The following is a 25,372-nucleotide window of genomic DNA, read 5'->3' as shown; positions in this document are numbered from 1 at the left end:
CCTTTTTCATCAAGCTCTCGGCCGCGTAATTCGGGCCACCATATGACGATGCCGAATGGAACGGCGAAGATCAACGTACCCGTGCTCGTCAGTAAGGAGTCCGCGAGGGACGCCTTGTCGGCGAGGAGGTGCGCTCCCGCTGTGGCGACGTAACCAGCAGCCCACCACAGAGCGAGACGCATCAAAGCGCGGCGGCGAATGCGGGGGTCCGACACGTCCGGATTGTATGTGCGGGCCGGGACACTTTGGAGGCACATGACGGTGGGAACGCCGGCACGCTACGACAACGAACGAGAGCAGGGATCATTGTGGGTGATGTAGGCGGACAGAACCGTCAAGGAGCTACGATTCCGGTGTTTCAGCTTGATGATCGTGAGAGAGGCCCGTGACGCGCCTGAGCAGACGACCGCTTGCGTGGGCGATCCTCGTACTGGTTGTCGCGGTCGCCGGAGGCGTCGTGTTGATCCCGCGGCTGTCCGGGCCGGATTTGCCGGGCACCGCCTCAGAACAGGTCATCTCGGTCGATTCTTCGACGCGTACGGCGCTCATGGCAACGGCCGACCACTTTCTGGAGACAGACTCCGTCCGCAACGAAGGCAACTATCTGGCCGCTGCTCAGTCGGCCTTGCATCCCCGTATGTTCTGCGAGGAGGATCTCATCGAGGTTCGCCGGAAAGATGCTCGCCTTCTGGTCGGACTTGTGGCCCGGTGCGAGGAGTTGGCCCGATCAGGTGACAAGCTCGTCAGCGGCACCGGCTACGGCGTGCCGCTGCTGTTGACGATGGAGTCGGTGAACGGGCGCTTCGCCGTGCGGCACGTCGATGAGCCGGCAGACGGCGCCGAGTACGCGTCTTCGACGCGCGCTCTGTTTTCCCCGGAGGGCGCACCCCGGGCAATAGAGCTGGCCGGCGCCGGGTGGGACATGGAAAACAGCATCTACCCTGAGGCGCGCAGAACTTTCGGCCTGCCGCCGGACGCCAGAGTTGTGTTGTCCTGACCCGGCATCGCCTCCGCCGAGCTTCGGGTACGTGAGGTACGGCAGCGAAGCGCAGCAACAGGACCTCACAGCCCTTCACACCGGCACCCACCAGCACACGCCCGAGCAGGCCGCGGAGTTGCCCCCATAGTGTCCGGCTCCCGATCGCACGCAGGCCCTCATGGGTGATGCGCCGGCAGGCACGGAAGGCTCAGGGGGACGGATCAGGTCTCGATGTACCGAACCGCCGGTTCCAGGCCTCTGCCGGACTTCTCAGCCGCTTCTGGGCCGGCCCCCTCGCCGAGCGAGGCGGCCGGCCCGTTCCGGGTCAGGCCGGGAGCTGCTTCTCGTTCCACGTGTAGTAGATGTACGTGCTGCCGGGCCCGGTCATCGTGCCGTAGACCTGCCAGAAGCTGTTGGCGCCGATCGAGTAGCGGAAGACCTTGTCCCCGGGCCGGTCGTCCACGAACACGCTCTGCGTTCCGTTATTCCAGATCCGCACCTCGATCGTGAATGTCGAGGTGTCCGGGATGTCGAGGCAGACCTCGTACGTGTACGCCAACGGACCGCCGATGTTGTAGCTGTGACCGTCCACCGCCGGCCGCTCGACGTTGGTGGGGACGTAACTATTCACAACCCGCGTGTACCCGCCGGTGGAGCAGTCGACTGCGGGGGTTGCGGACGCGGGACCGATGCCGGTGAGCGTGGCGCCGAGGACGCCGGCGGCGACGGCGAGAACGGGGATGGTGCGCTTCATGCCTCTCCTCATCCGTGCAGTGACCCTCCGACCAAGTAGTTGAAGGGTGAACTGATTCTTACTCGCTTGCCACTTATGAACAAGTCCAAGTAGGAAATTCGTACATATTCGAGTCAATCCGGTCACGTTCCGCCCTTCACCAATGAACCCGGTCAACTTGTTCTCGGCGCTCGTACGGATCGAGCTATTGTCCTTACGTGAACGGTGATCTCTCACCGGCAGCCGACCGACGGGCCGGGCGTCGTTCGATTGAGCGCCGGCACGCGAGGAGAGCAGAGGCGGGAATTCTCGTGATCGGGCCCGTGCGGTGATGAGCGATGGGGTGCGCGTCTGGTGTCTGCGCCATGCCGAATCCGAGAACGTCACCGCCGGTCTTGCCGGGGCTGTTCCTGCGGCGCCTCTGACGGCACGCGGGCGTGAGCAGGCGGCCGTGGCGGCCCGGGTTCTCGCCGGCGAGCCGATCACCGGCGTTTATTGCAGCACGGCGCTACGGGCCCGGCAGACCGCGGAAATCCTCACCTTCACGCCGGGCGTCACCATTGTCGAGATGCCCGAGTTGGCCGAGGTCGGCATCGGCAGGCACGAGGGGACGACCGATCCCGCCGTCCACGACCTGACAGCGGAAGTGCTGCGTGCCTGGGTCGTGGACCATGACCTTGAGCGGAAGGTCGCGGACGGCGAAACGGGTCATGAGGTCGTGGGCCGCATGACCGCGGCGTTCCGGGTGATCGCGCGAGCGCATCCGGGAGAGACCGTCGCGGTCGTCGGTCACGTCGCCAGCCTCACCGCGGCCCTGACGACTCTGTGCCGCCTCGGAGCGGACGTCTGGGGCGCTCCCCTCCCACACGCCGTCCCCTTCGCCGTCGGCTGGGACGGCGAAGACTGGCACTGCCCGGCCTGGCCCGGCACCCGCCTGGTTCCCTTCACCGATATGTGATCTTCGCGACGCGCGGACAGCCGCATGCTCGGCAGGCCGGGCTCGAACCGGCCGGGGTCCTCGTCTCGCGCCTCGTCCTGCTCGAATCACGGCCGGGAACCTCCTGGCCGGCGAGTTCTAATTGAGGTGACTACGCGCCACCGGCCGGGCAGGATGCCCTGATGACCGACACACGTATCGATCCCCCTGTCGCCGCGGACGAGCGCACCATGCTGCGCGCCTGGTTGGACTGGCATCGCGAGACCCTCGCGGTGAAGTGTGAGGGCCTCACGGAGGAACAGCTCCGGCTGCGTTCGGTGCCGCCCTCCAGCATGTCGCTGCTCGGCCTCGTACGGCACATGGCCGACGTCGAGCGAGCCTGGTTCCGGCGGCGGCTGAACGGCGAGGACCTGGACGGCATCTACTACAGCGACGACGACCCCGACGGCGAGTTCGACAACGTGGACACCGCGTCCGCGGAGGAGGCCTTCGCGACCTGGCGCGAGGAGATCAAGCACGCACGGGCGGCCGAAGCGGCCTGCGCCGACCTGGACGTGATCGCGCGGACCCCGACCCGCGACGGCCGCCACAACTCGCTGCGCTGGATCATGTGCCACATGATCGAGGAGTACGCCCGCCACAACGGACACGCCGACCTGCTGCGTGAGCGCGTCGACGGCGTGACCGGCGAGTAGCCCGGCTGCCGGCGGAGCCCAGCCGGACAGGCGCGGCTCAGCCGGACAGGCGGACCGGGTTGACGAGGTCGGCGTAGATGAGAAGGCCGCCCATCACGACCAGCAGGGCCGCCACGACGTACGTCAGCGGGAGCGCCTTGGCGACGTCCACATAGCTGGGGACGGGTCGGCGGCGCACCCGCGCGAAAGCCCGCTTGACGCCTTCCCACAGCCCGCCGGCGATGTGACCGCCGTCCAGCGGCAGCAGCGGGATCAGGTTGAACATGCCCACCGCGAGGTTGATCCCGGCCAGCAGGCTGATGAAGATTTCGATCTTGTTCTCGACGGAGAGGTCCGAGGCGGCGATCTCACCGCCGATGCGGCCCGCCCCGACGATGCCGATCGGCCCGTTCGGGTCGCGTTTGTCCCCCGAGAACGCGGCGTTCCACACGCCGACCATCTTCTTGGGGATGTTGACCATCGCGATGGCGGTGCGCTCGGTCAGGTCCCACATCTGCCCGACGACGTAGCCGGGGCCCTTCTTCTCGACGACGGTGGTCGGGCTCACGCCGAGGAAGCCGACGTTCTTCTCGACCTTGCCCGGGTCGGTGAGCGAGGGCATGTCCTGCGCGATCAGGTCGACCCGCACGTCGGCCCGCCGCCCGCCCCGCTCGATGCCGAGCGTCGTCACCCCCGCGCCGTGCTCCCGGATCAGCCGCTGCGCCGTCGCCCAGTTGGTGACCGGCGCGCCGCCGATGGCGACGATGTGGTCGCCGGGCCGCAGCCCGGCCTTGGCGGCGGGCGTCAGCGGATCGCTGTCCCGGCAGTCGCGGTGCTCCGCCTCGGCGGCCGGGATGGCGCACTTGGACACCGAGGACACGACCGGGGTCTGCTCACGTACCCCGAACCCCATCATCACGACCGCGAACAGCGCGAACGCCAGCACGAAGTTCATCGCCGGGCCGCCGGTCATGATGATGACCTTCTGCCACCAGGGCTTGCGGTAGAAGACCCGGTTGTCGTCACCCGGCCGGATCTCCTCCGAGGCGACCGCCCGCGCGTTCTCGATGAGGCCCTGCCAGGGACCGGTGGAGACGCTGCGCAGCTTGCCGGGCTCGTCGGAGGGACGCGGCGGGAGCATGCCGATCATGCGGATGTAGCCGCCGAGGGGGATCCACTTCACGCCGTACTCGGTCTCGCCCCGCCTGCGCGACCACATGGTGGGCCCGAAGCCGACCATGTACTGGGTCACGCGGACGCCGAAAAGCTTGGCGGGCACGAGGTGCCCGATCTCGTGAAGCGCGATCGAGAGCAGCAAACCGACGAAGAAAATCACGAACCCGGCCACAGAGAGCCAGCTCATCAGCGCGTACCCCCGAGTCGGAGAAGGTGCTCTGGCAGATGAAGCACCTTTCGAGCGTAGCCCACCCGCACGAGAGCGAAGACTTTTCCGGCGCGGGTTCGGCTTGCCCGCCTGTGACCGATTGGGGACACTTCGTTGACAGTACGCAATTGGTCGATCACCCTTTGAGAGACGTCCAGAGGGGAGCATCTTGATCCGGATCCTGGTGGCCGAACACCTTCCGTTGGTACGGCGAGGCCTGGTCGCGTCCCTCGACGGAGAGGGCGACCTGCGGGTGGTCGCGGACGTCGGTTCGGGCGAGGACATCGTGCCCGCGGCCCTGGACGTGCGGCCGGACGCCGCAGTCATCGACGCGGACCTGCCCGGGGTGGACGGGCTCAGCGCCGCGGCACGGCTCGGCGAGAAGGTCCCGCGATGCCGGGTGATGCTGCTGTCGGCGCAGCCCAGCCCGGGTCACGTCAAGCGGGCCTTCGCGGCGGGCGTCCTGGGTTACCTGAGCATCGAGGTGGGCCCCGAGCAGCTCGCCGACGGCATCCGCCGGATCACGGCCGGGCGCCGGGTCGTCGATTCCGAGCTGGCGGTCGCCGCGCTGGAGGCCGCCGACTGCCCGCTGACGCCGAGGGAGCACGAGGTGCTGCGGCTCGCGGCGGGAGGCGCGCGCCCGAAGGAGATCGCCGCCGAGCTGGGCCTGTCCGTCGGCACGGTGCGCAATCACCTGTCGCGCATCCTGGTCAAGACCGGGGCGCGCAACCGGGTCGACGCCGTCAGAATCGCCACGGACTCCGGCTGGTTGTGAGCTCGGGAGTAGCCGGCCCCACACGCCGCAGGGCGTGATCGGCCGGACACGGCCTACGGGCGCCAGATCAGGACGAGCGCGCAGTCGTCGTTGTGGCCGGAGGACATCGACTGCACGAGCTGCCGGGCCTTGTCCCGGAAGCCCGACGGCAGCAGCCGCTCGGCCTCCCCCAGCAACCGGTCGAGCCCGGCGTCGATGTCCCGGCCGGGCTGCTCGATCAGCCCGTCGGTGAACAGCATGAGCGCGTCGCCCTTGCGCAGGATCCCGCTGTCGGTCTCGCAGGCCAGGTCCGGCACCACGCCGAGCACGACGCCCTTCGCCGTGGACACCCGCCACGTGCCCGACCCGGAGTCGAACCGCACCACGGGAGGGTGCCCGGCCGAGGTGATGGTGTACGCCCCCGTCGACAGGTCGAGCTCCACGTGGACGGCGGTGACGAACCCCTCGTCGCCGAGCTGACGGTGCAGGTAGGAGTTGCATGCGACGAGGAAGTCGTCCACCGAGCCGAGCAGCCCGCCGAAGGTGCCCGACAGCATGAGCGCACGGGTTCCCGCGTCCACTCCCTTGCCGGACACGTCGACGACCGCCACCCGAACCCGGTCGCCCTCCCGCATCGAGACGACGAAGTCGCCGCCGAACGAGGATCCCCCGGCCTGCTTGAGCACCACCTTGCCGCCCCAGTCCTTGGGCAGCGGCGGCAGCTCGCTCTGCCGTTTCAGCCGGTCGCGCAACTCCAGCAGCATCGCGTCGCCGCGCAGGCCCTGGACGCCGAGCTTGCCCCGCGTCCGCGCCATCGTCCAGGCCAGCGCGGCGGTGAAGGCCATCGTGATCAGCAGACCGGGTCCGACGCTGGGCACGTCCGCGATCGGTCCCATGTACGCCAGGGAGGCCACGACCACGCACAGCAGGATGGCGAGGCTGCGCAGCCGGAGCTGGAGGCCGCCGATAAGCGTGAAGAGGATCAGCAACGAGGGCGAGAACCAGTACGCCGACACCTCCGCGTCGAGCACGCCGATCACGATGGTGACCATGACGAGAGCGATGAGGAGGTATCGGTCCTTCGACCACACTTTCCGAACAAAACGGACCAACGGCACCAGGAACGGCACGCGCGCCAGGAGCGCGCGCAGCCGAGGAGGGATCAGCGGCGCCGGACGGGAAGTCATGATGGCCTCGACTGTATCCGGACATCCCAGGTGGCGGCACCTGCTTGACCAACGTCTAGATCACCCGGCACGGATATTGGGTCGCCCCGCGCAGCGGCCCACTTCTACGGTGGCTCGATGAGCATCACCGTGCGTCCCATCAAGGAATCCGAGTGGCCGGACTTCGTCGCCGTCGACTACGAGGCGTTCAGCGACACCTTCCCCGTGGAGATCGCCGACCGGTGGCGTGAGGTCTTGGAGATCGACCGCCAGATTTCCGCCTTCGACGACGACTTGATGGTCGGTTGCGCCGCGGCGCTGTCCTTCGAGATGACGGTCCCCGGCGGGCCGATCCCCGTGGCCGGCGTCACCGCGGTGGGCGTGCTCCCCTCGCATCGCCGCCGCGGCGTGCTGACGGCACTGATGACCCGTCAGCTGCACGACCTGCACGAGAACGGGGGTGAGGCCGTCGCCGCGCTCTCCGCCAGCCAGGCCGGCATCTACGGGCGTTTCGGATACGGCAGGGCCGCCGACACTCTGAACTTCCGTATCCCCACACACGGATCGGCCTTCACACGCTCGGCCCCCGTCGATCCGGCGCTGCGCCTGCGCGTGGCCACCCCCGCCGACGCGCTCGCCGGCCTTCGGCACGTCTACGACGCCGTACAGCCCAGCCGTCCCGGCCTGTATGGAAGGTCCGAGACGTACTGGCGGGCCGAGATCCTCCCGGACACCGAGCACGATCGGGGCGGGATGGGACCGCTGCGCTGCCTGATCGCGGAGGACGCGGCGGGCCCCCGCGGCTACGCGCTGTTCCGGGCGAAGTCCGGCTGGAACGAGCACGGCGTGCCGGACGGGCAGGTCCGGCTCCTGGAGTTGTTCGCCTCCGACCCGGCGGCGTACGCACTGGTCTGGCGCGGCGTCCTCGACCGGGACCTGTGCGCGGTCGTCCACGCCGAGCGGCGGCCGATGGACGACCCGATCATGCACCTGCTGGCCGAACCCCGCCAGCTCAACGCCGTCTGGATCGACGATCTGTGGGTCCGCCTGGTGGACGTGGACCGGGCCCTGGTCTCCCGCGCGTACGCGGCCCCCGCCGACCTGGTCGTCGAGGTGGACGACGAGCTCTGCCCGTGGAACGCCGGCCGCTGGCGGCTGAGGACGACCGGCGGGGAGTCGTCGTGCGAGCGGAGCGAGGCGCCCGCCGACCTCACCCTGCCGGTCGGCGTGCTGGGCGCGGCGTTTCTCGGCGGGCGGCCCATGCGGGCCGCGGCGGACGCCGGACTGGTGCGCGAGCATCGGCCGGGGGCCCTGCGCGAGCTGTCGGCCGCCATGATGTGGGATCCGGCGCCCTGGAGCTGCCGGATCTTCTGAGCAGGCGCCGGCCATTGCCGGAGCCCCCTGCCGCCCGGTTCCGCCACGTTCGGCGCTCCGCGATCGGTGATCGGCGCGTAGGCTGCAGGCATGGCGCTGCAGAGCTTGCAGATCACCGCGATCACGGCCATGCGGGCCCGCGACGTGTCCCGGCCGACGTCCGAGCAGCAGGAGGCGGCCGACCAGCGGCCGCTGCGCGACGAGGCGCCCCGGCGGGAGCCCCGCCGGGGACGCGACAAGGACAACCGCCGAGCGCAGACCTAGGCGGGCTGGGCTGGGCTGGGCGGACTGGACTGGGCGGGCTGGACTAGGCGGGCAGCGGCGGCAGTTCGCCGGTGGTCTCGAAGTCGGCGAGCTGGCGGATCCGCCGGGCGTGCCGCTCGGCCCCCGAGAACGGCGTGGCCAGGAAGAGCCCGACGAACCGGGCGGCCTCCTCCGGCGTGTGCTGCCGGGCGCCCAGGCTGATCACGTTGGCGTCGTTGTGCTCGCGGGCCAGCTTCGCCGTGTCCTCGTTCCAGGCGAGGGCCGCGCGCACCCCCCGCACCTTGTTGGCGGCGATCTGCTCGCCGTTCCCAGAACCGCCGATCACCACTCCGAGGCTGCCGGCGTCGCCGGCCACGCCCTGCGCGGCGCGCAGCACGAACGGCGGGTAGTCGTCCTCCGCGTCGTAGACGTGGGGGCCGCAGTCCTCCACCTCATGGCCCTGCTCCTTCAGCCAGGAGACCAGGTAGTTCTTCAGCTCGTAGCCGGCATGGTCGGCACCGATGTAGACACGCACGGCACAAGTTTCCCAGAAGGCCTCTGGCGGAGACGACCCCGGGCTCCACTAAGGTAATAAGCGAAAGGGGTCCGCGTCCCTTACACCCTCCGACCTGACAGGAGTGTCATGCGCGAGCTTCGTTACGTGGGCGACCCGATCCTTCGTACCCCCGCGGAACCGGTGACGGACTTCGACCGCGAGCTGCGCCGCCTGGTCGACGAGATGTTCGCGATCATGTATCAGGCCGACGGCGTGGGGCTGGCCGGGCCGCAGATCGGCGTGGGCCGGCGGCTGTTCGTCTACGACATCAGCAACCGCAAGGGTCACCTGATCAACCCCGAGCTCACGATCGACGACCCCGAGCAGGTCGTCGAGGAGGAGGGCTGCCTGTCGGTGCCGGGCAAGGAGACCGGCAAGCCGCTGTACGCCCCGACCGCCCGCGCCGCCGGAGTGACCGTGCGCGGCGTCGACAAGCTCGGCCGGCCCGTCACCGTCAAGGCCAGGGGCATGCTCGCCCGGTGCTTCCAGCACGAGTTCGACCATCTCGACGGCACGCTGTACGTCGACCGGCTGGGCAAGGACGAGCGCCGCAGGATCCTCCTGCAGGCGCCCTGACCCCGTTCACAGCTGGATGGCCTTGACCTCCAGAAACTCCTCCAGGCCGAACTCGCCGAGCTCGCGGCCGACCCCGGAGTGCTTGTAGCCGCCGAACGGCGCCATCATGTTGAACCGGCCGCCGTTGACGGCCACCTGCCCGGTGCGCAGGCGGCGCGCCACCGCGAGCGCCTTGTCCTCGGTGCCCGCCCACACCGCCCCCGAAAGCCCGTACGGCGTGCCGTTGGCGATCTCGACGGCCTCGTTCTCCGACGCGAACGGGATGATCGACAGAACCGGGCCGAAGATCTCCTCCTGCTCGATGGACATGCCGGGCGAGACACCGGCGAAGATCGCGGGCTCGACGTAGTAGCCCCGATCCATGGGGTTGTCGGTTCCGCCGAGCACGAGGCGGGCGCCCTCTTCCTGACCGCGGTTGATGTATCTCACGACCCGGTCGCGCTGGGCGGCGGACACCAGCGGCCCGAGCCTCGTGCCCTCGGCGAACGGATCGCCGGGGACGTACTTCTCCGCGGCCTTCACGGCGAGCCGTACCGCGTCGTCGTACTGGTCCCAGTGGACGAGCATCCGCGTCAGCGCCGAGCAGGTCTGTCCCGAGTTGAGGTAGGCGCCGGCCACGCCGTTCTTCACCGCCGCCTCCAGGTCGGCGTCGGGCAGGATGATGTTCGCCGACTTGCCGCCCAGCTCCAGGGCCACCCGCTTGACCGTCTCGGCGGCGAGCGCGGCGACCCGGCGCCCGGCCCTCGTGGAGCCGGTGAACGACACCAGGTCCACGCCGGGATGGGCGGCGACGGCCTCGCCGACCACCGGCCCGTGGCCGCTGACCATGTTGAACACGCCGGGCGGAAGGCCGACCTCGTGCAGGATGCCGGCCAGCGCGTACGCGGCGAGCGGCGCGACCTCGCTCGGCTTGAGCACGACCGTGCAACCGGCCGCCAGGGCCGGGGCCACCTTGCACACGACCTGGTGGAGCGGGTAGTTCCACGGCGTGATCGCGCCGACCACGCCGACGGGCTCCCGCACGATGAGCGAGTTGCCCACGCGGCCGGCGTCGAACTCGTACCGCCTGGCGAGATCGGCGTAGGAGGCCAGCACCTCGGCGGGCATCAGCGTCTGCACCTTCAACGCGAGCGTGAGCGGCGCGCCCATGTCGGTGGCGATCGTCGCCGCGATGTCCTGGGCGCGCTCCTTGAGCAGCCCGGCCGCCGCCCCAAGGAACTCTGCGCGTTCGGCCGGCTCCAGGGCCGCCCAGGAGGGGAAGGCGGCGCGGGCGGCGGCGACGGCGGCCTCGACGTCGGCCGGCGACCCGGCGGGCACCCGGTCGACGACCTCCTCCGTCGCGGGATTGACGACGTCGACGGCTTCACGGGAGGAGGAGGGGACCCAGGCTCCGTTCACGTAGAGGTGACGCATGTCACTCATCCTTGCGTCTCGGCTGTCAGATGGCGAGCCTTCCGGCCGAAACCTTTCCGCTCAATTCGCGGGAGAGTGAAGGAGCCTGTGAAGTGTCAGCCGAAAATCGGATCGCGGGTCCGGGACCGCTTCAGCTCGAAGAAGCCGTCGGTGCCGGCGACGAGCAGGACTCCGTCCCACAGCCGCGCGGCGGCCTCGCCCCTGGGGATGGGCGAGACGACGGGGCCGAAGAACGCGGTGCCCTCGACGGCGATGATCGGCGTGCCGACCTCCTGGCCGACCAGCTCGATGCCCTCGCCGTGCGAGCGCCGGATCGCCTCGTCGTACTCGTCCGAGTCGTGCGCGGCGACCAGCGCTGGGTCGAGTCCGGCCGCGGTGAGGGCCTCGGCGATGGTGGCCTGGTCGCGGTCGCGCCCCTCGTCGTGGAACCGCCTGCCGATCTCGGTGTAGAGGTCGCCGAGGACCTCTTCGCCGTACTTGGCCGAGGCGGCCGCCAGCACCCGTACGGCGCCGAGGGTGCGCCTCGTCCGCTCGCGGTAGTCGTCGGAGATGTCCTTGTCCTCGTTCAGCACCGCCAGGCTCATGATGTGCCAGCGCACGTCGATCGGGCGGAGCGCCGCCACCTCGTGAATCCACCGTGAGGTGATCCACGCCCACGGACAGGCGGGGTCGAACCAGAAATCGGCAAGCTTGCGATCGGACACTGTGGCACCCTCTCGAACGAACTATGGTTCCCTCGGTCCTCAACCCGGACAGGAAAGCTGCTATTCCAGATAGGAGCGGTCCCGAATCCGCCATGTCGTCGCGGCGTGGCAGGATTCATGCATCCCTGACGCGACGGGGCGGCGGGGATCGGGGGCTTGATCATGCGATGAGGAGCGGGTGTGGCAGGGAATCTGACACGGGACGAGGCTCGGGAGCGCGCTCGGCTGCTCTCCGTCCAGTCCTACCAGGTCGAGCTCGATCTGACGGAGGGCGAGGAACGGTTCGAAAGCATCACGACGGTCCATTTCAGATCGGACCGCGAGGGGGCGGACACGTTCATCGACCTGCACGGCGCGCACGTGCGGAAGGTCGTTCTCAACGGCAGGGAGCTCGACGTCAGCACCTATGACGCCGAGAAGGGCCGCATCCCGCTGCACGGGCTGGCCGAGCAGAACGAGCTGCGCGTGGACGCCGACTGCTCCTACATGCGCACCGGCGAGGGCCTGCACCGCTTCGTCGACCCCGTCGACCAGCAGGTCTACCTGCACAGCCAGTTCGAGACGGCCGACGCGCACCGCATGTACGCCTGCTTCGACCAGCCGGACCTCAAGGCGACCTTCGAGCTGACCGTCCTCGCCCCCGCCGACTGGGAGGTGGTGTCCAACGCCGCCCCGGACGCGGTCGAGGCGCTCGAGGAGCACCGCGGGCGGCACGGCACGCTGCAGGCCGCCAGGCGCTGGCACTTCCCGCCGACCCCCGTCATGTCGACGTACATCACAGCGCTCATCGCGGGGCCGTACGCGGTCGTACGGGACGAGCACGACGGGATCCCGCTGGGCATCTACGTACGGCGCTCGCTCGCGCAGTACCTCGACGCCGACAACATCTTCGAGGTCACCAAGCAGGGCTTCGACTTCTTCCACCGCGTCTTCGGCCTGCGCTACCCGTTCGGCAAGTACGACCAGCTGTTCGTGCCCGAGTTCAACGCGGGCGCCATGGAGAACGCCGGCGCGGTGACGTTCCTGGAGGACTACGTCTTCCGCTCCCGCGTCACCGACGCGATCATCGAGCGCCGGGCCGAGACGATCCTGCACGAGATGGCGCACATGTGGTTCGGTGACCTGGTCACCATGCGCTGGTGGGACGACCTGTGGCTGAACGAGTCGTTCGCCACCTACATGTCCGTCCTGTGCCAGGCCGAGGCCACCCGGTGGGGCCAGGGCGCGTGGACGACGTTCGCCAACGTCGAGAAGGCCTGGGCCTACCGGCAGGACCAGCTGCCCTCCACCCACCCCATCGCCGCCGACATCCCGGACATGCAGGCCGTCGAGGTCAACTTCGACGGCATCACGTACGCCAAGGGCGCCTCGGTGCTCAAGCAGCTCGTCGCGTACGTGGGGCTCGACAACTTCCTCGCCGGGGTGCGCGACTACTTCAACGAGCACGCCTGGAAGAACACCACCCTCCAGGACCTGCTGTCGGCGCTGGAGCGCACCTCCGGGCGCGAGCTGTCCTCCTGGTCGAAGGAGTGGCTGGAGACCTCCGGCGTCAACACGCTGCGGCCGTCGTTCACCGTCGACGACGAGGGCCGGTTCGCGAGCTTCGACGTGCTGCAGGAGGCCACGCAGGAGCACCCGACGCTGCGCTCGCACCGGGTGGCCATCGGTCTGTACTCCCTGCGCGACGGCGTGCTGACCAGGACCAAGCGGGTCGAGCTCGACGTCGTCGGGGCGCGTACGGCCGTGCCCCAGCTGGTCGGCGAGGTGCAGCCCGACCTCGTGCTGGTGAACGACGACGACCTCACCTACGCGAAGATCCGGCTCGACGAGCGGTCGCTGCGCACCCTCGTCGGCGGCGGGATCACCGCGTTCGCCGAGTCCCTGCCCCGCGCCCTGTGCTGGTCGGCCGCCTGGGACATGACGCGGGACGCCGAGATGGCCACCCGCGACTACGTCAGGCTGGTCGTCTCCGGCATCGACTCGGTGCGCGACATCACCGTCCTGCAGACCGTGCTGCGCCAGGCCCGCCAGGCCGTGCAGCAGTACGCCGACCCCACGTGGCGGGCCACCGGCCTGGCCGAGCTGGCCGGCGCCCTGCGCCGCCTCATCACGGCGGCGGAGCCGGGCTCGGATCACCAGCTCGCCTACGTCAACGCCTTCGCCGCGACCGCCACCTCGGCCGAGGACCTGGCGTTCCTCAAGGGCATCCTCGACGGCACCGAGGCGCCCGGGGGCCTGGCCGTCGACACCGACCTGCGCTGGACGCTCATCCACGCGCTCGTCTCCGGTGGCGTCCTCGGCGCCGCCGACATCGACGCGGAGCTGGCCAGGGACGCCACGGCGACCGGCGAGCGCTCGGCCGCGACCAGCCGGGCCGCGATCCCCACTCCGGAGGCCAAGGCCGAGACCTGGACGACGATCGTGGGCGGAAAGCTCAGCGGCGCGCTCCTGCGCTCCACGATCCTCGGCTTCGTGGACCCGCACCACCCCGAACTGCTCGAGCCGTACGGCGACCGGTACTTCGAGGAGGTCGGGCGGATCTGGAGCGAGTGGACCTCCGACATGGCGCAGAACTTCGCCATCGGCTGCTACCCCGCGCTGCTGATCCGTCCGGAGACCGTGGCCCGCACGCAGGACCACATCAGCGACAGGCAGCCGCCGCACGCGCTGCGGCGCCTGCTGCTGGAGGGCGCGGACGGCGTCAGCCGGGCCCTGCGCGCCCGCGCCCGCGACGCCTCCGCCTGATCCGCCTCCCGGCCGCACCACGCACGATCCCGAGGGCCCCGGCACACCGCCGGGGCCCTCGGGCGTTTCGCGGAAGCCCGCGGCGTTCACGGAATCTCGGCGGGGTACGGATCGTGCCCGGGCGCCGGGCCCGTCGCCGCCCGCCCCGCTGATCGAGCTCGCCCGCACGACCGCCGCCCGCCCGGGTCAGTAAGGTCGTCGGGTGCACTCAGCCCGAGACCTGTTGATCGCCCTGGCCCGGAGGTACTCGTTCGGCGACGTCGGCGCGCTGGCGCCCGACGTGCTCGGGGAGGGCGCGCACGCGGCGCGGGTGGCGTCGGTCTGCGAGTTCGGCCAGCGGCTGCTCACGCTCGACGCGGAGGACTTCGCCGCCGAGATCGACGCCCAGACGGTGCCCGGCGACCTGCGCAGGCGAGCCCGCGCGTGCCACATGCCGCAGACACCCAAGGAGCAGCCGCGAGGAGCACTCGACACACTGCGGCCGGCGTACGCGCTGCTCCTCGAGGTGATCGAGGTCCGCTGGCGGCGGCGCGAGCTCAGCCCGATGATCGCGGCCGTCCACATCTGCAGCGAGTATCTCCCGCTGCTGGCCTTCGAGCCCGCGCTCGGCCACGCGGGCGACCCGGTCCGCTGGCCCGAGGGCCTGCGCGCCCCCGGCAGCCGGTTCGGGGTCATGCCCGACCGGGAGTGCGACCACACGAGGGCGGAGCGGTCGGCGGCCCAGCGGACCCTGCGGGTGGCCGTGGAGCCGCCGCCGGGCTGGCGGGCCTACTTCGACCGGCAGCACAGCCAGGTGGCGGGGGCCCTCGCCACCTGCGCGGGCCGGTGCCGCACCCCCTGCCAGGCCCTCGCCTGGGTGCCGGACCTCGACGACCTGTCCGCCCGCTGCCGGGTCGCGCTGGCGTTCGCCGAGACCCCGCTCGTACGGCTGCGTCACGCCGCTCCCGTCGGGCACGGCTTCGGCGTGCCGTCACCCGAGGAGGTGCTGGAGGCGTGGGACCGCAGCCGCGCCGCGCTGTCCAAGCACGAGGCGGCCGCCGCGGTCACCGCGGACGACGGCTTCCCGTTGCCGGGCCTGCCCGCCCTGTTCTCCGCCGTGGCGGCGGCGCCGCTGGCACCGGCCACGCTGCTCGCCGACGTCGCCGCGCACGTCGTGGAACTGATGCGGTAGGCGTCACCACATGGCCGGCCTGCGGTCGCCCCAGAAGCCGCCGACGGACGCCTCCACCTGGGACGACAGCGAGATGAGCGTCCCCTCGTCGCCGAACCTGCCCGCCAGCATCACTCCGATGGGCAGGCCTTCTGGCGTCCAGTGGAGCGGGAGGTTCACCGCGGGCTGGCCGCTCACGTTGTAGATGGCCGCGAAGGGTGCGAAACGCATCATGCGCTCGAACGTCTCCTCGGGCGATTCGGCGTCCTCGAACCAGCCGACCGGCACCGGCGGCTGCGTGACGGTCGGCGACAGCACCGCGTCATAGGCGTCGGTGACGAGGAGCGCGAACCGCGTGGCGAGCTGGAGCGCCGACTGCGCCTGCAGGAACTCGGGGGCCGACACGGCATGACCCCGCTCACGCAGCCAGGCGGTGAGCGGGCGCATCTTCGGCTCGAGTTCCTTGGCCACCGGGTGCATGCAGGCGAAGCTGAACCACAGTTTGACGAATTCGGGCACGACGTCGGGGCCGAAGGGCGGCGCGATCTCCTCCACCTCGTGGCCGAGCGACTCCAGCACCGCTGAGGCGCTCTCGTACGCCGCGAGCACCTCGGGGTGGACCTCCGCGCCGGGCACGGCGGGCGTGGCGAACCTGGCGATCCGCAGGCGGCCGGGCTCCCGGCCGGCGTAGGCCGAGAACGACCCGAGCGCGGGCGGCGGGGCCCAGTACATGTCACCGGGGTTGTTGTGGGCCATCGCGTCGAGCAGCGCCGCCGCGTCCGCCACGTTCCGCGCGATCGGCCCGTTGGTCGACAGACCCGCCAGATCCGGGACGATGGGGGCGAACGAGATCCGGCCGCGGCTGGGCTTGATGCCGTACAGGCCGCAAACGGATGAGGGGATGCGGATCGAGCCCGCGCCGTCGCTGCCCTGCGCGACCGGCGCGAGGCCGGCCGCGACGGCGGCCGCCGCTCCCCCACTCGACCCGCCGGCCGACCTCGTGGTGTCCCACGGCGTACGGGCCGGCTCGTGCAGGTAGGTCTCGGTGTAGCAGGGCAGGCCGAACTCCGGGGTGGAGGTCTTGCCCAGCATGATCGTGCCCGCGTCCCGCAACCGCTCGACCACGCTGTCGTCCGCGGGCGCGACGAACCCCTCGTACGTGGCCGAGCCGAAGTAAGTCGGCACGTCCTTGACGAGGTTGAGATCCTTGATCGGGACGGGCACTCCCAGCAGCGGGGGCAGGTCCTCCGTGTCGCCCGCGGCGATCCGGGCCTCCTGCTCGCGGGCCTGGCCGAGTGCCCGCTCGGCCGTCACAGTGACGAACGCCCCCAGGCCGGAGCCGAGCCGCTCGATGCGCTCCAGGTAGTGCTCGGTGATCTCGACGGGAGAAAGTTCACCCGTACGTACGGCTGCCGCCTGCTCGAGGGCGGTAAGATCGTGAATGTGCGCCACGCTACCGAACGGTAGGCCCCCGGACCGCGGATATCTAGAGAAGATACCCCCACTTCCGCGCAACGAATCAGCGCAAGCAGGCCACAAAAGTATGAACCATCCAACACTAGGCAAGCCGCTGACGGCTCAACTACCGTGAGTGATGTGGATACCGGTCTAGCGCCAGAAGACGGTCACGATACGTCACCCATCTGGGTCGGTGACCAATCATCGGAGCAGGCGGAACGCCCTTCGGCGCCCCCTGAGGCGCCGGCGTCTCCCACGTACGCTCCGGTCCAGCGCACGTCGCTGAGCAGCCTGTGGCAGGACACGCGATACCGCCACCTGCGCCGCCGGGCCGTGATCGCGGTCGTCGCGGGCGTGGTGTTCGGCGTGGTCTTCGGCAGCTGGCGGCTCGGGCTCACCGCGGCGATCCTCGCATGCGTCGCCGACGCCGTCTACCGGGCGAGGACGGTCTCCACCATCCCCGCGTGGCGGCGCGCCTCCGCGGCGGAGCGCCAGACGGAGGCCCAGCTCAAGAAGCTGGAGCGGAACGGCTACAAGACGCTCCACGCCCGGGCCATCCCCGGCAGCGAGGCCCAGATCGACCACCTGGTGGTCGGGCCCACCGGCGTGTACGCGGTGGACTCGGAGAAGTGGGACAAGCGGCTGCCCGTACGTGTCCAGTCGCACCGCAAGCTCTTCCACGGCCCCTTCAACCAGAAGCCGCGGCTCGACGAGGCCCGGTGGGAGGCGGCGCAGGCCAGCGACCTGATCAGCAAGGCGCTCGGCCGGGAGATCACCGTGGTGCCGTCCCTGGCCATCTACGGCCCGCCGATCCCCTGGCGCATCCTCAACATCCGCGAGGTCGACGTCTTCTCCGGCGGACTGGTGCGCAAGTGGATCACCAAGCGGGAGAGGTCGCTCACCACGGCCGAGATCGACGCGATCTACCGGGCCGCCGAACGCGTCCTGCCGGCGCGGTACCCCGAGTAGAGCGACGCGCCGTCCCGAGACGTGGACAGCGGGTCTCGGCAGCCGGGCACTGGCCGTACCATTTGAAGACTCAGTAGTCTCCGGATGGGGGTCCCTCGATGCCCGCTCTCAGGTCCCGCACTGTCACTCACGGCAGAAACATGGCCGGCGCCCGTGCGCTGCTTCGGGCCACGGGCGTAGCGGGCAGCGACTTCGGCAAGCCGATCGTCGCCATCGCCAACAGCTTCACCCAGTTCGTGCCCGGCCACGTGCACCTGCGCGAGGTCGCCGAGGTGGTGGCCGGCGCCGTCCGCGAGGCGGGGGCCATCCCGCGGGAGTTCAACACGATCGCCGTGGACGACGGCATCGCGATGGGCCACGGCGGCATGCTCTACTCGCTGCCGTCCCGGGAGCTGATCGCCGACGCGGTCGAGTACATGGTCAACGCCCACTGCGCGGACGCGCTGGTCTGCGTCTCGAACTGCGACAAGATCACGCCGGGCATGCTGCTCGCCGCGATGCGGCTCAACATTCCCACGATCTTCGTGTCCGGCGGGCCGATGGAGGCCGGCAAGATCCCGGGCCGCAAGCTCGACCTGATCGACCCGATGATCGCCTCCGCCGACGCGAGCGTGTCGGACGCCGACCTCCTGGAGATGGAGGAGAACGCCTGCCCGACCTGCGGCTCGTGCAGCGGGATGTTCACCGCCAACTCCATGAACTGCCTCGCCGAGGCGATCGGCCTGGCGCTGCCCGGCAACGGCACCACACTGGCGACCCACAAGGCCCGCAAGGCCCTGTTCGAGGACGCGGGACGGCAGATCGTCGACCTCGCCCGGCGCTACTACGAGGAGGACGACGGGTCCGTCCTGCCCCGGAGCATCGCCACCCGCGAGGCGTTCGAGAACGCGATGGCGCTCGACGTCGCGATGGGCGGCTCGACCAACACGATCCTCCACATCCTGGCCGCCGCGCGCGAGGCGGGCGTCGACTTCGGGCTCAAGGAGATCAACGAGATCTCGCTGCGGGTGCCGTGCCTGTGCAAGGTCGCCCCCGCGACGATGAAGTACCACGTCGAGGACGTGCACCGGGCGGGCGGCATCCCCGGCATCCTCGGTGAGCTGGACCGGGCCGGCCTGCTCCACCGCGACCTGCCGACCGTTCACTCCGCGTCCATCGCCGAATACATCGCCAAGTGGGACCCCAAGTCGCCCGAGGTCACCGACGAGGCCGTCGAACTGTGGCACGCGGCGCCCGGCAACGTGCGCACCGTCAAGGCGTACTCCCAGGACGCGCGCTGGGAGTCGCTCGACCTCGACCGCGCCGAGGGCTGCATCCGCGACCTCGATCACGCGTACACGAAGGACGGCGGCCTCGCCGTGCTGTACGGGAACATCGCGCAGGACGGCTGCGTGGTCAAGACGGCCGGCGTGGACGAGTCGATCTGGCGCTTCTCCGGCCCGGCGGTCGTGTTCGAGTCGCAGGAGGAGGCCTCCGAGGGCATCCTCGGCGGCAAGGTCAAGGCCGGCGACGTGGTCGTCATCCGCTACGAGGGCCCCAAGGGCGGCCCGGGCATGCAGGAGATGCTCTACCCGACGAGCTTCCTCAAGGGCAAGGGCCTGGGCAAGGCGTGCGCGCTGATCACCGACGGCCGCTTCTCGGGCGGCACGTCGGGCCTGTCCATCGGCCACGCCTCTCCCGAGGCCGCCGAGGGCGGCACGATGGCCCTGATCGAGGACGGCGACATCATCGAGATCGACATCCCCGGCCGTTCGATCGAGCTCAAGGTGGCCGAGGACGTGCTGGCCGCCCGCCGCGAGCGGTTGCTGGCCGACCTCGGCGGCTACCGGCCGCGTGACCGGCACCGCCCGGTGTCGGCCGCCCTGCAGGCGTACGCCGCGCTGACCACCTCGGCCTCGACCGGCGCCTCGCGGGATCTCTCCCAGCTCTCGCGATGATCGGTTCATGACGGGCCGCCGCGGCCACACCCGGCGCGGCGGCCCGTCAGGCGTTTTCGCGGCCCTACGGAGCCGGAGGCTCTCCGGGGGTGTACGGCGCGGTCGCCGCCCGCTCGCCCGGCCCTGTTGTAGGGCTCGATGGGGGGATGCACACCGGAGAAACTACAGTGATTTGGCCTACCGGCGGACGAGCGATCAGCTGTACGAGACCGACTGCACGCTGCAGTCGGTCATCCACGGGCCGGGGTAGACCGGGGCCGTGTAGCAACTCCAGGTGGCCGTCACCGTGGTGGTGCCCGCGGGGACGGTGACGCCGCCGGCCGAGCCGGAGAGGTCGTACTGATGGCCCTCGCTGCACTTGGCGGAGACGCTGACGGACGTCGTCCCGCTGGGGAGCGTCTGCGTGAACTGCCACGAGTGCGTGGCCGGGACCGCGGTCATGTTGGCGTAGGACACCGCTCCCCCTCCCCCGTACGGCGAGGCGCCGACGCTCGGGCCGATGGGGTACCAGTCCCTGGTGTCTCCGAAAGAGTTGTAGTTGGAGCAATCCACGGTGGCGTGCAGCGTGACGGCGTCGGCCGCGGCGGGGCTGGGCGCGAGCGCCATGCTCAGCACGCCGGTCGTAACGAGCGTCGCACCGATCGCGAGCACCCGTCTGGCTGAATTCACCGCGAACATGGGTATCCCCTCTCCCGCCTCCGACACCGGCCACAGCGAATGCATCACCTCACCAGGACGCCGTCAATGACCGGCGTTTTCGGCGGGACCGGAAGGCCGGGCCTCCCGGCAGGCGAAAACCGCACACCACCGGGGGCCGGAAACCCGGAAACGGCCGGGCCCGGTCGTCGCGATTCCCTACGCAGCGGAAATCGCGACGTCCATGCCGGCGCTACGCCGAAATACCGCGAATGCGAAACCCGGCGGGATTTAAAGCAGAACCGGCTCGGTGAAAGATTCAGCACCCGGCACGGGTGCGCGAAACCGCAGGCGCGTGCGACACGCCTGCGGTTCCGCTCATGTTCACCGGGGTCGAGGGAGCGGAGCGGAAGGGAGCGAGGACCGAAGTTCCTCCGGTGTGGTGACCGACCCGCCCAAGGTCTCGTGGATGCCCCGCTAGCGGCCCTTGTGCTCCGTCTTCTGCGCCTCGGTGAGGAGCGCGATGAGCGCCTGGGTCACCCGCAGCACCCCGGCCCTGGCCGCATCGTCCCGAATGCGTCCGTCCGCCCGCTCGGCGAGTTGCCGCAGGTGGGCGATCGCGGGAGGCTCGTTTCCTGCGAGACCGGACCGTTCGGCGTGCTGAAGACGGTCCTCCAGAGCAGACGCCACAGGTTCGGCGATACGACCGGCGGCGACGTATTCGCCGATGAGGTCGCGGATGCCGGAGTACCAGGCGGGGTCGCGGGTGAACGACCGGGGGATGTACCCCGCCTCGGCATCGGCCAGCGTCGTCGCGACGACCTTGTCCGCGTACGAGCGGACGGTCGGATAGAGCTTCGCGAGCTGCGCGTCGGCCAGCGGCACCGAGCTTCCGTCGAGGAAGCAGAAGCCGGGGCCGGTGTTGCTGCCGCTGTTGACGCGCAGTGGCGCCTCCTGCTGGGCGAGCCTGATGCCACCGAGCGCCACACCGAGGTCGTCACGCGCGACCTGCGGTGGAGTCGTGTCCGTCATCCGGATCTTGGGAGCCGCCGGAGGACGCACGCCGTAGGCGACCCAGGCGACAGTGTGGTCGTAGACGGCGTTCTGCACCATGTGCTGAGGAATGTGGGACAAGGAGGGCAGCGTGCACGTCTGCGGCTCGCCCGGATAGCCTCCGGGGTACGTGCCGATGTCGCGCTTGCGCAACGGACCGTAGTCTCGGATGAGTTTCCAGTCGCCGTGTGACGCGCCGGCGACCTCCCAGCTGGTCAGAACGGCCGAGTCGGCCTGAGCACGAGCCGCCGCCGAGAGGATGCCGTTGCTCACGTCGCCCTCGGAGTTGATCCGGAACACCGGCGTCGTCAGGTCGGTGCGCAGCACGCCGCCGCCGCCGTGCAGGACGACCGCGTCGAGGACGTTCGCGAGCGGCTGGACGCCGTTGTAGTAGTTCGCGAGGCGACCGGCCGACTGCGAGTGGCCGGTGGCGATCACGTACCGGGGCGGGGGAAGCTCGCCGAGCGGATCGGTGCCCGCCGGAGCGCGGACGGCCTTCACCGCCTGGCTGAAGATGTCGTAGGACAGGCTGTCGTCGTTGATCGTCCCACCCGCGGTCACGTCAAGGGCTCCGTAGCGGTCCGGGCTCCACGCCTTGAGCCCGGTCGCGGAGTGCACTCCGGCGCGCTGGGCGGAGACGCCGACCCACGCGTACCCCTCGCGGATCAGGTGCTCGTGCGACTGGAACCAGTCGACCTCCTGGTCCCACTGGTTGCTGACGTTGTACCACTCGGCGATCACGACCCCGTTGAACGTGCGGGCCGAGACCGGGCGGCGCACGACGATGCGCGTGGTGTAAGGGCTGCCGGTGCTCACGACCGCCGCGGTGTCCGTGCCGCGGGTCGCGTAGCCCGTCGCCGTGCCGGAGATGAAGAACTCCTGCTCGACATAGCCCGCCGCCTTGAGGTCGACGTCGGTGGCGAGGAACGGGTAGCCGTGCGCGGGATCCCCGACGGGCGTGGTGCGGGCGATCGGTCCCGTGAGCGCGGGGTTCGCGACGCCGGCGCCGGTCGCGGTGGACGGGCGGGGCGTGGCCTCGGCCCGGGCGGGTCCGGACGCGTTCGCGGGAGCGGCGAACCAGAGGGGAACGGTCAACGTGCCGGCGAGACCGAACGCGACGAGTTTTCTGTGAACATTCCGGAGAGACGGAAGGAGGGCGGGCAAGCTTCACCTCGCTGCGAAAGGCCGGGGGGTGGGAGGAATCGTCCGGATCAGCGCGCTGTCTCTGCCGCAGAGACTAACTGCCAACTCAGGCGAAAGATAGTGTCGTAAGCGCCGAACTTTCGCCATAAACGGCGAAAGGCTGAGGCGTCACCGAGCGGGCGCGTCGAAGCCCCGGCAACCGCCCGCGGCCACCGAACAGGGAAGTGATGGCTGACATGATAGCCACATCAGGGTGACCATCCGAGCGAGCGTTCGGAAAAATGTCAGTCCTCGTCATTATTGTCGAGGTATGGCCAACGTCATTCGGCACTCGCTGACCGCCGAGGAACTCGCCGCCCTCGCCCTGTCGCTCGCTCACCTCGGTGCCGGCCCTCAGTCGGTCACCGCCCGGCGCGGCCTGCGCCACGCTTTCGAGCACCTCGATCTGGACGACGACGTCATCGCCACGACCCTGACCACCCTCACCACCCCGCTGCCCACCGACGTCGCCCGCCGGGCGCGGGCGGTGGCCAACGCGATCACCGCGCGCCTGGTGATCCGCATCCAGTATCACGACGCCGCCGGCCGGGTGACCGTCCGCGACGTCGAGCCGGTGACCTGTCTGGTCCACGGCGAGTTCTGGTACCTGGTCGGCTGGTGCCGAATGCGCCGGTCGATCAGGGCCTTCCGCTTCGACCGGATCCTGGCGGTCGAGCCGACCGACCTGCCGGCCCGTCCCCACCTGCCGCAGCGTTATCTGCCGTTCCAGCGCCGGTCCCGGGTCAGGCGTCCGTCGGCCGCCTGACCTCTGCCCTCGTTCGTACGCCCGTCCGGGGCCGGACACCGATCAGATCGGCTCAGCCGCCGCAGCAGCCACCGCCGCAGCAACCGCCGCCCGCGCCACCCGACGGACGGGCGGCGGGAGCTCCGGACGCCCTCCCCGTGACGGCCACGGTGGACAGCAGCTTCACGGTGTCGTCGTGGCCGGAGGGGCACACCGCCCGGTCTCCGGCCTCGGCCATGGGACGGTTGAGCTCGAACGTCGATCCGCATGCGCGGCAACGGTAGTCATAGCGAGGCATGCGTCCAGATTACGACTCCGCGGCGACCTGGGTCTGCCCGGCGAGTCATGGCCCTGCTGCGCGTCGCCCCGAGGCCGGGCGCCACACGTGGTCAGGCGAAATGAACCGTGGCGTGATCCGCGATGGGGCGGTAGCCGAGCCGCTGGTAGACGGAGTTCGACGTGGGGTTGCTCAGGTCGGTGAACAGCAACACCTCGGTGGCGCCGTCGTCGAGCGCCTTCCTGGTGGCCGCGTGCGTGACGGCACTGCCGTACCCGCGCCCGCGGAGGGCGGGCGGGGTGTAAACCGGGCCGATCCGCGACATGCCACTGATGGGCGCGGAGACGCCGGCCAGTGACACCGGCCGCCCCTCGTCCTCCCACCAGACCAGTTCCTCGCGGTTGATCCGCGCGGAGACGAGCGGAGTGACGTCGACGGCGCGTTCGATGTGCGCCTCCGCCTCGAACTCCCGAAACCACCGGGCGGCCTGATCCATGTCGCCGGGCCCGGCGATCCGGGGTTTTCCCGGCGCCGGAGCAGGCCGCAGCGTATCGAGCAGATAGAGGCGCTCGGCGCGCCGCCCGCTCTCCGGCCGCCACCAGGCGGCGGCGAAGGCCTCGACGGCGCTCACCGGTCCGCGCACCGCCGTCAGCCGCCGGTCGGCCTCGATGAGCTCCCGGACCAGCGGGGCGATCGCCCCGGGCGGGACCTCGCCCAGGGTCAGCGGGTACGGCGGAGTGTGGCAGAACGCCCCCACGACCGCACCGTCGCCGGTGGTCGCCCAGCCGAACAGCGGGTCCTCGGCGAACTGGCCGCTCCGCAGCCGGCGCAGCACGGTCAGCATGACCGTGTTGCGCACCGGATCCCGGAGCAGCCAGGACTCCGCCGACGCCGCGAACTCCGCGGCGTCGGCGGTCAACGACCAGATCACGCCGCGGTCTCCGACAGGTAGGGAGCCCACTGCGGATCACCGTCGAGTTGGGCGCCGATGAGCCGCCAGTGCGCGCCGTGCGGCACCGCGGGAGCCACAGGCAGCGCCCACCCCAGCTCCTCCAGCAGCCTGTCGGCCTTGCGGTGGTTGCACGGCATGCACGAGGCGACGCAGTTCTCCCAGGTGTGAGGGCCTCCCTTGGACCTCGGGATGACGTGGTCGATGGTCTCGGCCCGCTGGCCGCAGTAGGCGCAGCGGAAGTTGTCCCGGCGCATCAGCGCCGCCCGGGTGAGCGGGATGCGCGTCCGGTAGGGGATGCGGACGTAGCGCCGGAGCCTGATCACCGACGGGACGTCGAGCGTGCGGGTGGCCGAGCGCAGGACCGCGCCCCGACCGTCCCGGTGGACGACGTCCGCCTTCTCTCTCAGCACCAGGATGACGGCCCGGTGCAGGGAGAGTGTGGTCAGTGGCTCGTATGTGGCGTTCAGTAGCAGGACTTGGCGCATCAGCCGGCCTCCACAGCGGTCTCGGCTGTGCGCCTGGGTTGTGGCCCCGTTTGTTGGGACCCTGGTGCTTCCGTCACAGGGACCTCCGCCGGACGGCCCAGCGGATCGTCACCACGGCACCGCCCTCCAGCAAAAGTGTGGCCTTTTCGGCGCCCCCTTCGCCACCCATAAAAGGGTCGTGGAGGTGAACGACGGGAACGCCTGCTGCTTCTATGCCCAGCCGATCATCCCTTTATTCCCGTCTTGGCCGGGTACGGACGATGGACCATGGCAGTCGTCCGGCTGTTTTA

At 70.2% G+C, this 25,372-nt stretch carries 24 protein-coding genes; 12 read left to right on the top strand and 12 right to left on the bottom strand.

The annotated features are described in order from the left end of the window. Positions 1 to 385: 385 nt before the first annotated feature. Positions 386 to 997, top strand: coding sequence for a hypothetical protein (locus AB0O28_RS16755; protein WP_363640917.1), 612 nt, complete (start codon positions 386 to 388; stop codon positions 995 to 997). 307 nt (positions 998 to 1,304) lie between these two features. On the opposite strand, the gene AB0O28_RS16750 is transcribed toward AB0O28_RS16755, so the two are convergent. Beyond that, the gene (locus AB0O28_RS16750; RefSeq protein WP_363640915.1) at positions 1,305 to 1,733 is read right to left on the bottom strand and encodes a hypothetical protein; all 429 of its coding nucleotides are present in this window, start codon (positions 1,731 to 1,733) and stop codon (positions 1,305 to 1,307) included. Positions 1,734 to 2,043: 310 nt separating this feature from the next. Between AB0O28_RS16750 and AB0O28_RS16745 the strand changes: the two genes are divergently transcribed. Together AB0O28_RS16745 and AB0O28_RS16740 are read left to right on the top strand one after the other, a co-directional pair. Next, a complete protein-coding gene (locus AB0O28_RS16745) occupies positions 2,044 to 2,670 on the top strand; it encodes a histidine phosphatase family protein (protein ID WP_363640913.1) in 627 nt (208 codons plus the stop codon). Between the two features lie 161 nt (positions 2,671 to 2,831). Continuing rightward, positions 2,832 to 3,344, top strand: coding sequence for a DinB family protein (locus tag AB0O28_RS16740; protein ID WP_363640911.1), 513 nt, complete (start codon positions 2,832 to 2,834; stop codon positions 3,342 to 3,344). Positions 3,345 to 3,381: 37 nt separating this feature from the next. Here AB0O28_RS16740 and AB0O28_RS16735 read toward each other — a convergent pair whose 3' ends face one another. Continuing rightward, entirely contained in the window at positions 3,382 to 4,686 is a 1,305-nt protein-coding gene (locus AB0O28_RS16735) for a site-2 protease family protein (protein WP_363640909.1), read from the bottom strand. A gap of 190 nt (positions 4,687 to 4,876) precedes the next feature. On the opposite strand from AB0O28_RS16735, the gene AB0O28_RS16730 reads away from it, so the two are divergent. After that, positions 4,877 to 5,482, top strand: a complete 606-nt coding sequence (locus AB0O28_RS16730) for a response regulator transcription factor (RefSeq protein ID WP_363640907.1) — start codon at positions 4,877 to 4,879, stop codon at positions 5,480 to 5,482. A gap of 53 nt (positions 5,483 to 5,535) precedes the next feature. Here AB0O28_RS16730 and AB0O28_RS16725 read toward each other — a convergent pair whose 3' ends face one another. Continuing rightward, on the bottom strand, positions 5,536 to 6,648 hold the full coding sequence (locus AB0O28_RS16725; protein ID WP_363640905.1) for a PP2C family protein-serine/threonine phosphatase: 1,113 nt from the start codon (positions 6,646 to 6,648) through the stop codon (positions 5,536 to 5,538). Positions 6,649 to 6,765: 117 nt separating this feature from the next. Between AB0O28_RS16725 and AB0O28_RS16720 the strand changes: the two genes are divergently transcribed. Beyond that, positions 6,766 to 8,001 carry a GNAT family N-acetyltransferase gene (locus AB0O28_RS16720; protein ID WP_363640903.1) on the top strand — a complete coding sequence of 412 codons (1,236 nt, stop codon included), beginning with the start codon at positions 6,766 to 6,768 and terminating at the stop codon, positions 7,999 to 8,001. Positions 8,002 to 8,091: 90 nt separating this feature from the next. After that, positions 8,092 to 8,265: a hypothetical protein gene (locus tag AB0O28_RS16715; protein ID WP_363640901.1), complete on the top strand. Its 174-nt coding sequence runs from the start codon at positions 8,092 to 8,094 to the stop codon at positions 8,263 to 8,265. Positions 8,266 to 8,308: 43 nt separating this feature from the next. Here AB0O28_RS16715 and AB0O28_RS16710 read toward each other — a convergent pair whose 3' ends face one another. After that, positions 8,309 to 8,779, bottom strand: coding sequence for a ribose-5-phosphate isomerase (locus AB0O28_RS16710; RefSeq protein WP_363640899.1), 471 nt, complete (start codon positions 8,777 to 8,779; stop codon positions 8,309 to 8,311). A gap of 108 nt (positions 8,780 to 8,887) precedes the next feature. On the opposite strand from AB0O28_RS16710, the gene def reads away from it, so the two are divergent. Then, positions 8,888 to 9,376, top strand: a complete 489-nt coding sequence (def, locus tag AB0O28_RS16705; protein ID WP_363640897.1) for a peptide deformylase — start codon at positions 8,888 to 8,890, stop codon at positions 9,374 to 9,376. Between the two features lie 6 nt (positions 9,377 to 9,382). Here def and AB0O28_RS16700 read toward each other — a convergent pair whose 3' ends face one another. Both AB0O28_RS16700 and AB0O28_RS16695 read right to left on the bottom strand, forming a co-directional pair. Beyond that, the gene (locus tag AB0O28_RS16700; RefSeq protein ID WP_363640895.1) at positions 9,383 to 10,789 is read right to left on the bottom strand and encodes an aldehyde dehydrogenase family protein; all 1,407 of its coding nucleotides are present in this window, start codon (positions 10,787 to 10,789) and stop codon (positions 9,383 to 9,385) included. A 95-nt stretch (positions 10,790 to 10,884) separates the two neighbouring features. Continuing rightward, the gene (locus tag AB0O28_RS16695; protein ID WP_363640893.1) at positions 10,885 to 11,493 is read right to left on the bottom strand and encodes a DsbA family protein; all 609 of its coding nucleotides are present in this window, start codon (positions 11,491 to 11,493) and stop codon (positions 10,885 to 10,887) included. A gap of 180 nt (positions 11,494 to 11,673) precedes the next feature. Here AB0O28_RS16695 and pepN point away from each other — a divergent pair, with 180 nt between their 5' ends. Both pepN and AB0O28_RS16685 read left to right on the top strand, forming a co-directional pair. After that, a complete protein-coding gene (gene pepN, locus AB0O28_RS16690) occupies positions 11,674 to 14,238 on the top strand; it encodes an aminopeptidase N (protein ID WP_363640891.1) in 2,565 nt (854 codons plus the stop codon). A gap of 202 nt (positions 14,239 to 14,440) precedes the next feature. Next, positions 14,441 to 15,409, top strand: coding sequence for a hypothetical protein (locus tag AB0O28_RS16685; RefSeq protein WP_363640889.1), 969 nt, complete (start codon positions 14,441 to 14,443; stop codon positions 15,407 to 15,409). 3 nt (positions 15,410 to 15,412) lie between these two features. On the opposite strand, the gene AB0O28_RS16680 is transcribed toward AB0O28_RS16685, so the two are convergent. Continuing rightward, positions 15,413 to 16,840, bottom strand: a complete 1,428-nt coding sequence (locus AB0O28_RS16680) for an amidase (RefSeq protein WP_363640887.1) — start codon at positions 16,838 to 16,840, stop codon at positions 15,413 to 15,415. A 144-nt stretch (positions 16,841 to 16,984) separates the two neighbouring features. On the opposite strand from AB0O28_RS16680, the gene AB0O28_RS16675 reads away from it, so the two are divergent. Beyond that, positions 16,985 to 17,815, top strand: coding sequence for a nuclease-related domain-containing protein (locus AB0O28_RS16675; protein WP_363640885.1), 831 nt, complete (start codon positions 16,985 to 16,987; stop codon positions 17,813 to 17,815). A gap of 98 nt (positions 17,816 to 17,913) precedes the next feature. Further along, a complete protein-coding gene (gene ilvD, locus AB0O28_RS16670) occupies positions 17,914 to 19,752 on the top strand; it encodes a dihydroxy-acid dehydratase (RefSeq protein ID WP_363640883.1) in 1,839 nt (612 codons plus the stop codon). Between the two features lie 195 nt (positions 19,753 to 19,947). Here the strand turns inward: ilvD and AB0O28_RS16665 are convergent, their stop codons facing one another. After that, complete coding sequence (locus tag AB0O28_RS16665) at positions 19,948 to 20,421, bottom strand: hypothetical protein (RefSeq protein ID WP_363640881.1); 474 nt, start codon at positions 20,419 to 20,421, stop codon at positions 19,948 to 19,950. A gap of 444 nt (positions 20,422 to 20,865) precedes the next feature. Continuing rightward, positions 20,866 to 22,536 carry an alpha/beta hydrolase domain-containing protein gene (locus tag AB0O28_RS16660; RefSeq protein ID WP_363640879.1) on the bottom strand — a complete coding sequence of 557 codons (1,671 nt, stop codon included), beginning with the start codon at positions 22,534 to 22,536 and terminating at the stop codon, positions 20,866 to 20,868. A 358-nt stretch (positions 22,537 to 22,894) separates the two neighbouring features. Here AB0O28_RS16660 and AB0O28_RS16655 point away from each other — a divergent pair, with 358 nt between their 5' ends. Then, the gene (locus AB0O28_RS16655) at positions 22,895 to 23,389 is read left to right on the top strand and encodes a WYL domain-containing protein (protein ID WP_363640877.1); all 495 of its coding nucleotides are present in this window, start codon (positions 22,895 to 22,897) and stop codon (positions 23,387 to 23,389) included. Between the two features lie 52 nt (positions 23,390 to 23,441). Here the strand turns inward: AB0O28_RS16655 and AB0O28_RS16650 are convergent, their stop codons facing one another. From AB0O28_RS16650 to AB0O28_RS16640, 3 genes are all read right to left on the bottom strand, one after another. Then, entirely contained in the window at positions 23,442 to 23,666 is a 225-nt protein-coding gene (locus AB0O28_RS16650) for a zinc ribbon domain-containing protein (protein WP_030509608.1), read from the bottom strand. A gap of 91 nt (positions 23,667 to 23,757) precedes the next feature. Then, entirely contained in the window at positions 23,758 to 24,576 is an 819-nt protein-coding gene (locus AB0O28_RS16645) for a GNAT family N-acetyltransferase (RefSeq protein ID WP_363640875.1), read from the bottom strand. Further along, the gene (locus AB0O28_RS16640) at positions 24,573 to 25,082 is read right to left on the bottom strand and encodes an HNH endonuclease (protein ID WP_363640873.1); all 510 of its coding nucleotides are present in this window, start codon (positions 25,080 to 25,082) and stop codon (positions 24,573 to 24,575) included. The genes AB0O28_RS16645 and AB0O28_RS16640 overlap by 4 nt, the downstream gene beginning before the upstream one ends. Positions 25,083 to 25,372 lie beyond the last annotated feature (290 nt).

The sequence above is a fragment of the Microbispora sp. NPDC088329 genome (genome assembly GCF_040685655.1).
In the GTDB taxonomy this organism is placed as follows: domain Bacteria; phylum Actinomycetota; class Actinomycetes; order Streptosporangiales; family Streptosporangiaceae; genus Microbispora.
The sequence above is the reverse complement of the archived record's forward strand: the minus strand, read 5'-3'. Positions and strand labels throughout refer to the sequence as shown.

Excerpts from the sequence above, each read along its gene's own strand:
- AB0O28_RS16750 (WP_363640915.1), bottom strand. The coding sequence starts at position 1,733 with ATGAAGCGCACCATCCCCGTTCTCGCCGTCGCCGCCGGCGTCCTCGGC.
- AB0O28_RS16745 (WP_363640913.1), top strand. The coding sequence starts at position 2,044 with ATGAGCGATGGGGTGCGCGTCTGGTGTCTGCGCCATGCCGAATCCGAG.
- AB0O28_RS16740 (WP_363640911.1), top strand. The coding sequence starts at position 2,832 with ATGACCGACACACGTATCGATCCCCCTGTCGCCGCGGACGAGCGCACC.
- AB0O28_RS16735 (WP_363640909.1), bottom strand. The coding sequence starts at position 4,686 with ATGAGCTGGCTCTCTGTGGCCGGGTTCGTGATTTTCTTCGTCGGTTTG.
- AB0O28_RS16725 (WP_363640905.1), bottom strand. The coding sequence starts at position 6,648 with ATGACTTCCCGTCCGGCGCCGCTGATCCCTCCTCGGCTGCGCGCGCTC.
- AB0O28_RS16720 (WP_363640903.1), top strand. The coding sequence starts at position 6,766 with ATGAGCATCACCGTGCGTCCCATCAAGGAATCCGAGTGGCCGGACTTC.
- AB0O28_RS16715 (WP_363640901.1), top strand. The coding sequence starts at position 8,092 with ATGGCGCTGCAGAGCTTGCAGATCACCGCGATCACGGCCATGCGGGCC.
- def (WP_363640897.1), top strand. The coding sequence starts at position 8,888 with ATGCGCGAGCTTCGTTACGTGGGCGACCCGATCCTTCGTACCCCCGCG.
- AB0O28_RS16700 (WP_363640895.1), bottom strand. The coding sequence starts at position 10,789 with ATGCGTCACCTCTACGTGAACGGAGCCTGGGTCCCCTCCTCCTCCCGT.
- ilvD (WP_363640883.1), top strand. The coding sequence starts at position 17,914 with ATGCCCGCTCTCAGGTCCCGCACTGTCACTCACGGCAGAAACATGGCC.
- AB0O28_RS16655 (WP_363640877.1), top strand. The coding sequence starts at position 22,895 with ATGGCCAACGTCATTCGGCACTCGCTGACCGCCGAGGAACTCGCCGCC.
- AB0O28_RS16650 (WP_030509608.1), bottom strand. The coding sequence starts at position 23,666 with ATGCCTCGCTATGACTACCGTTGCCGCGCATGCGGATCGACGTTCGAG.
- AB0O28_RS16640 (WP_363640873.1), bottom strand. The coding sequence starts at position 25,082 with ATGCGCCAAGTCCTGCTACTGAACGCCACATACGAGCCACTGACCACA.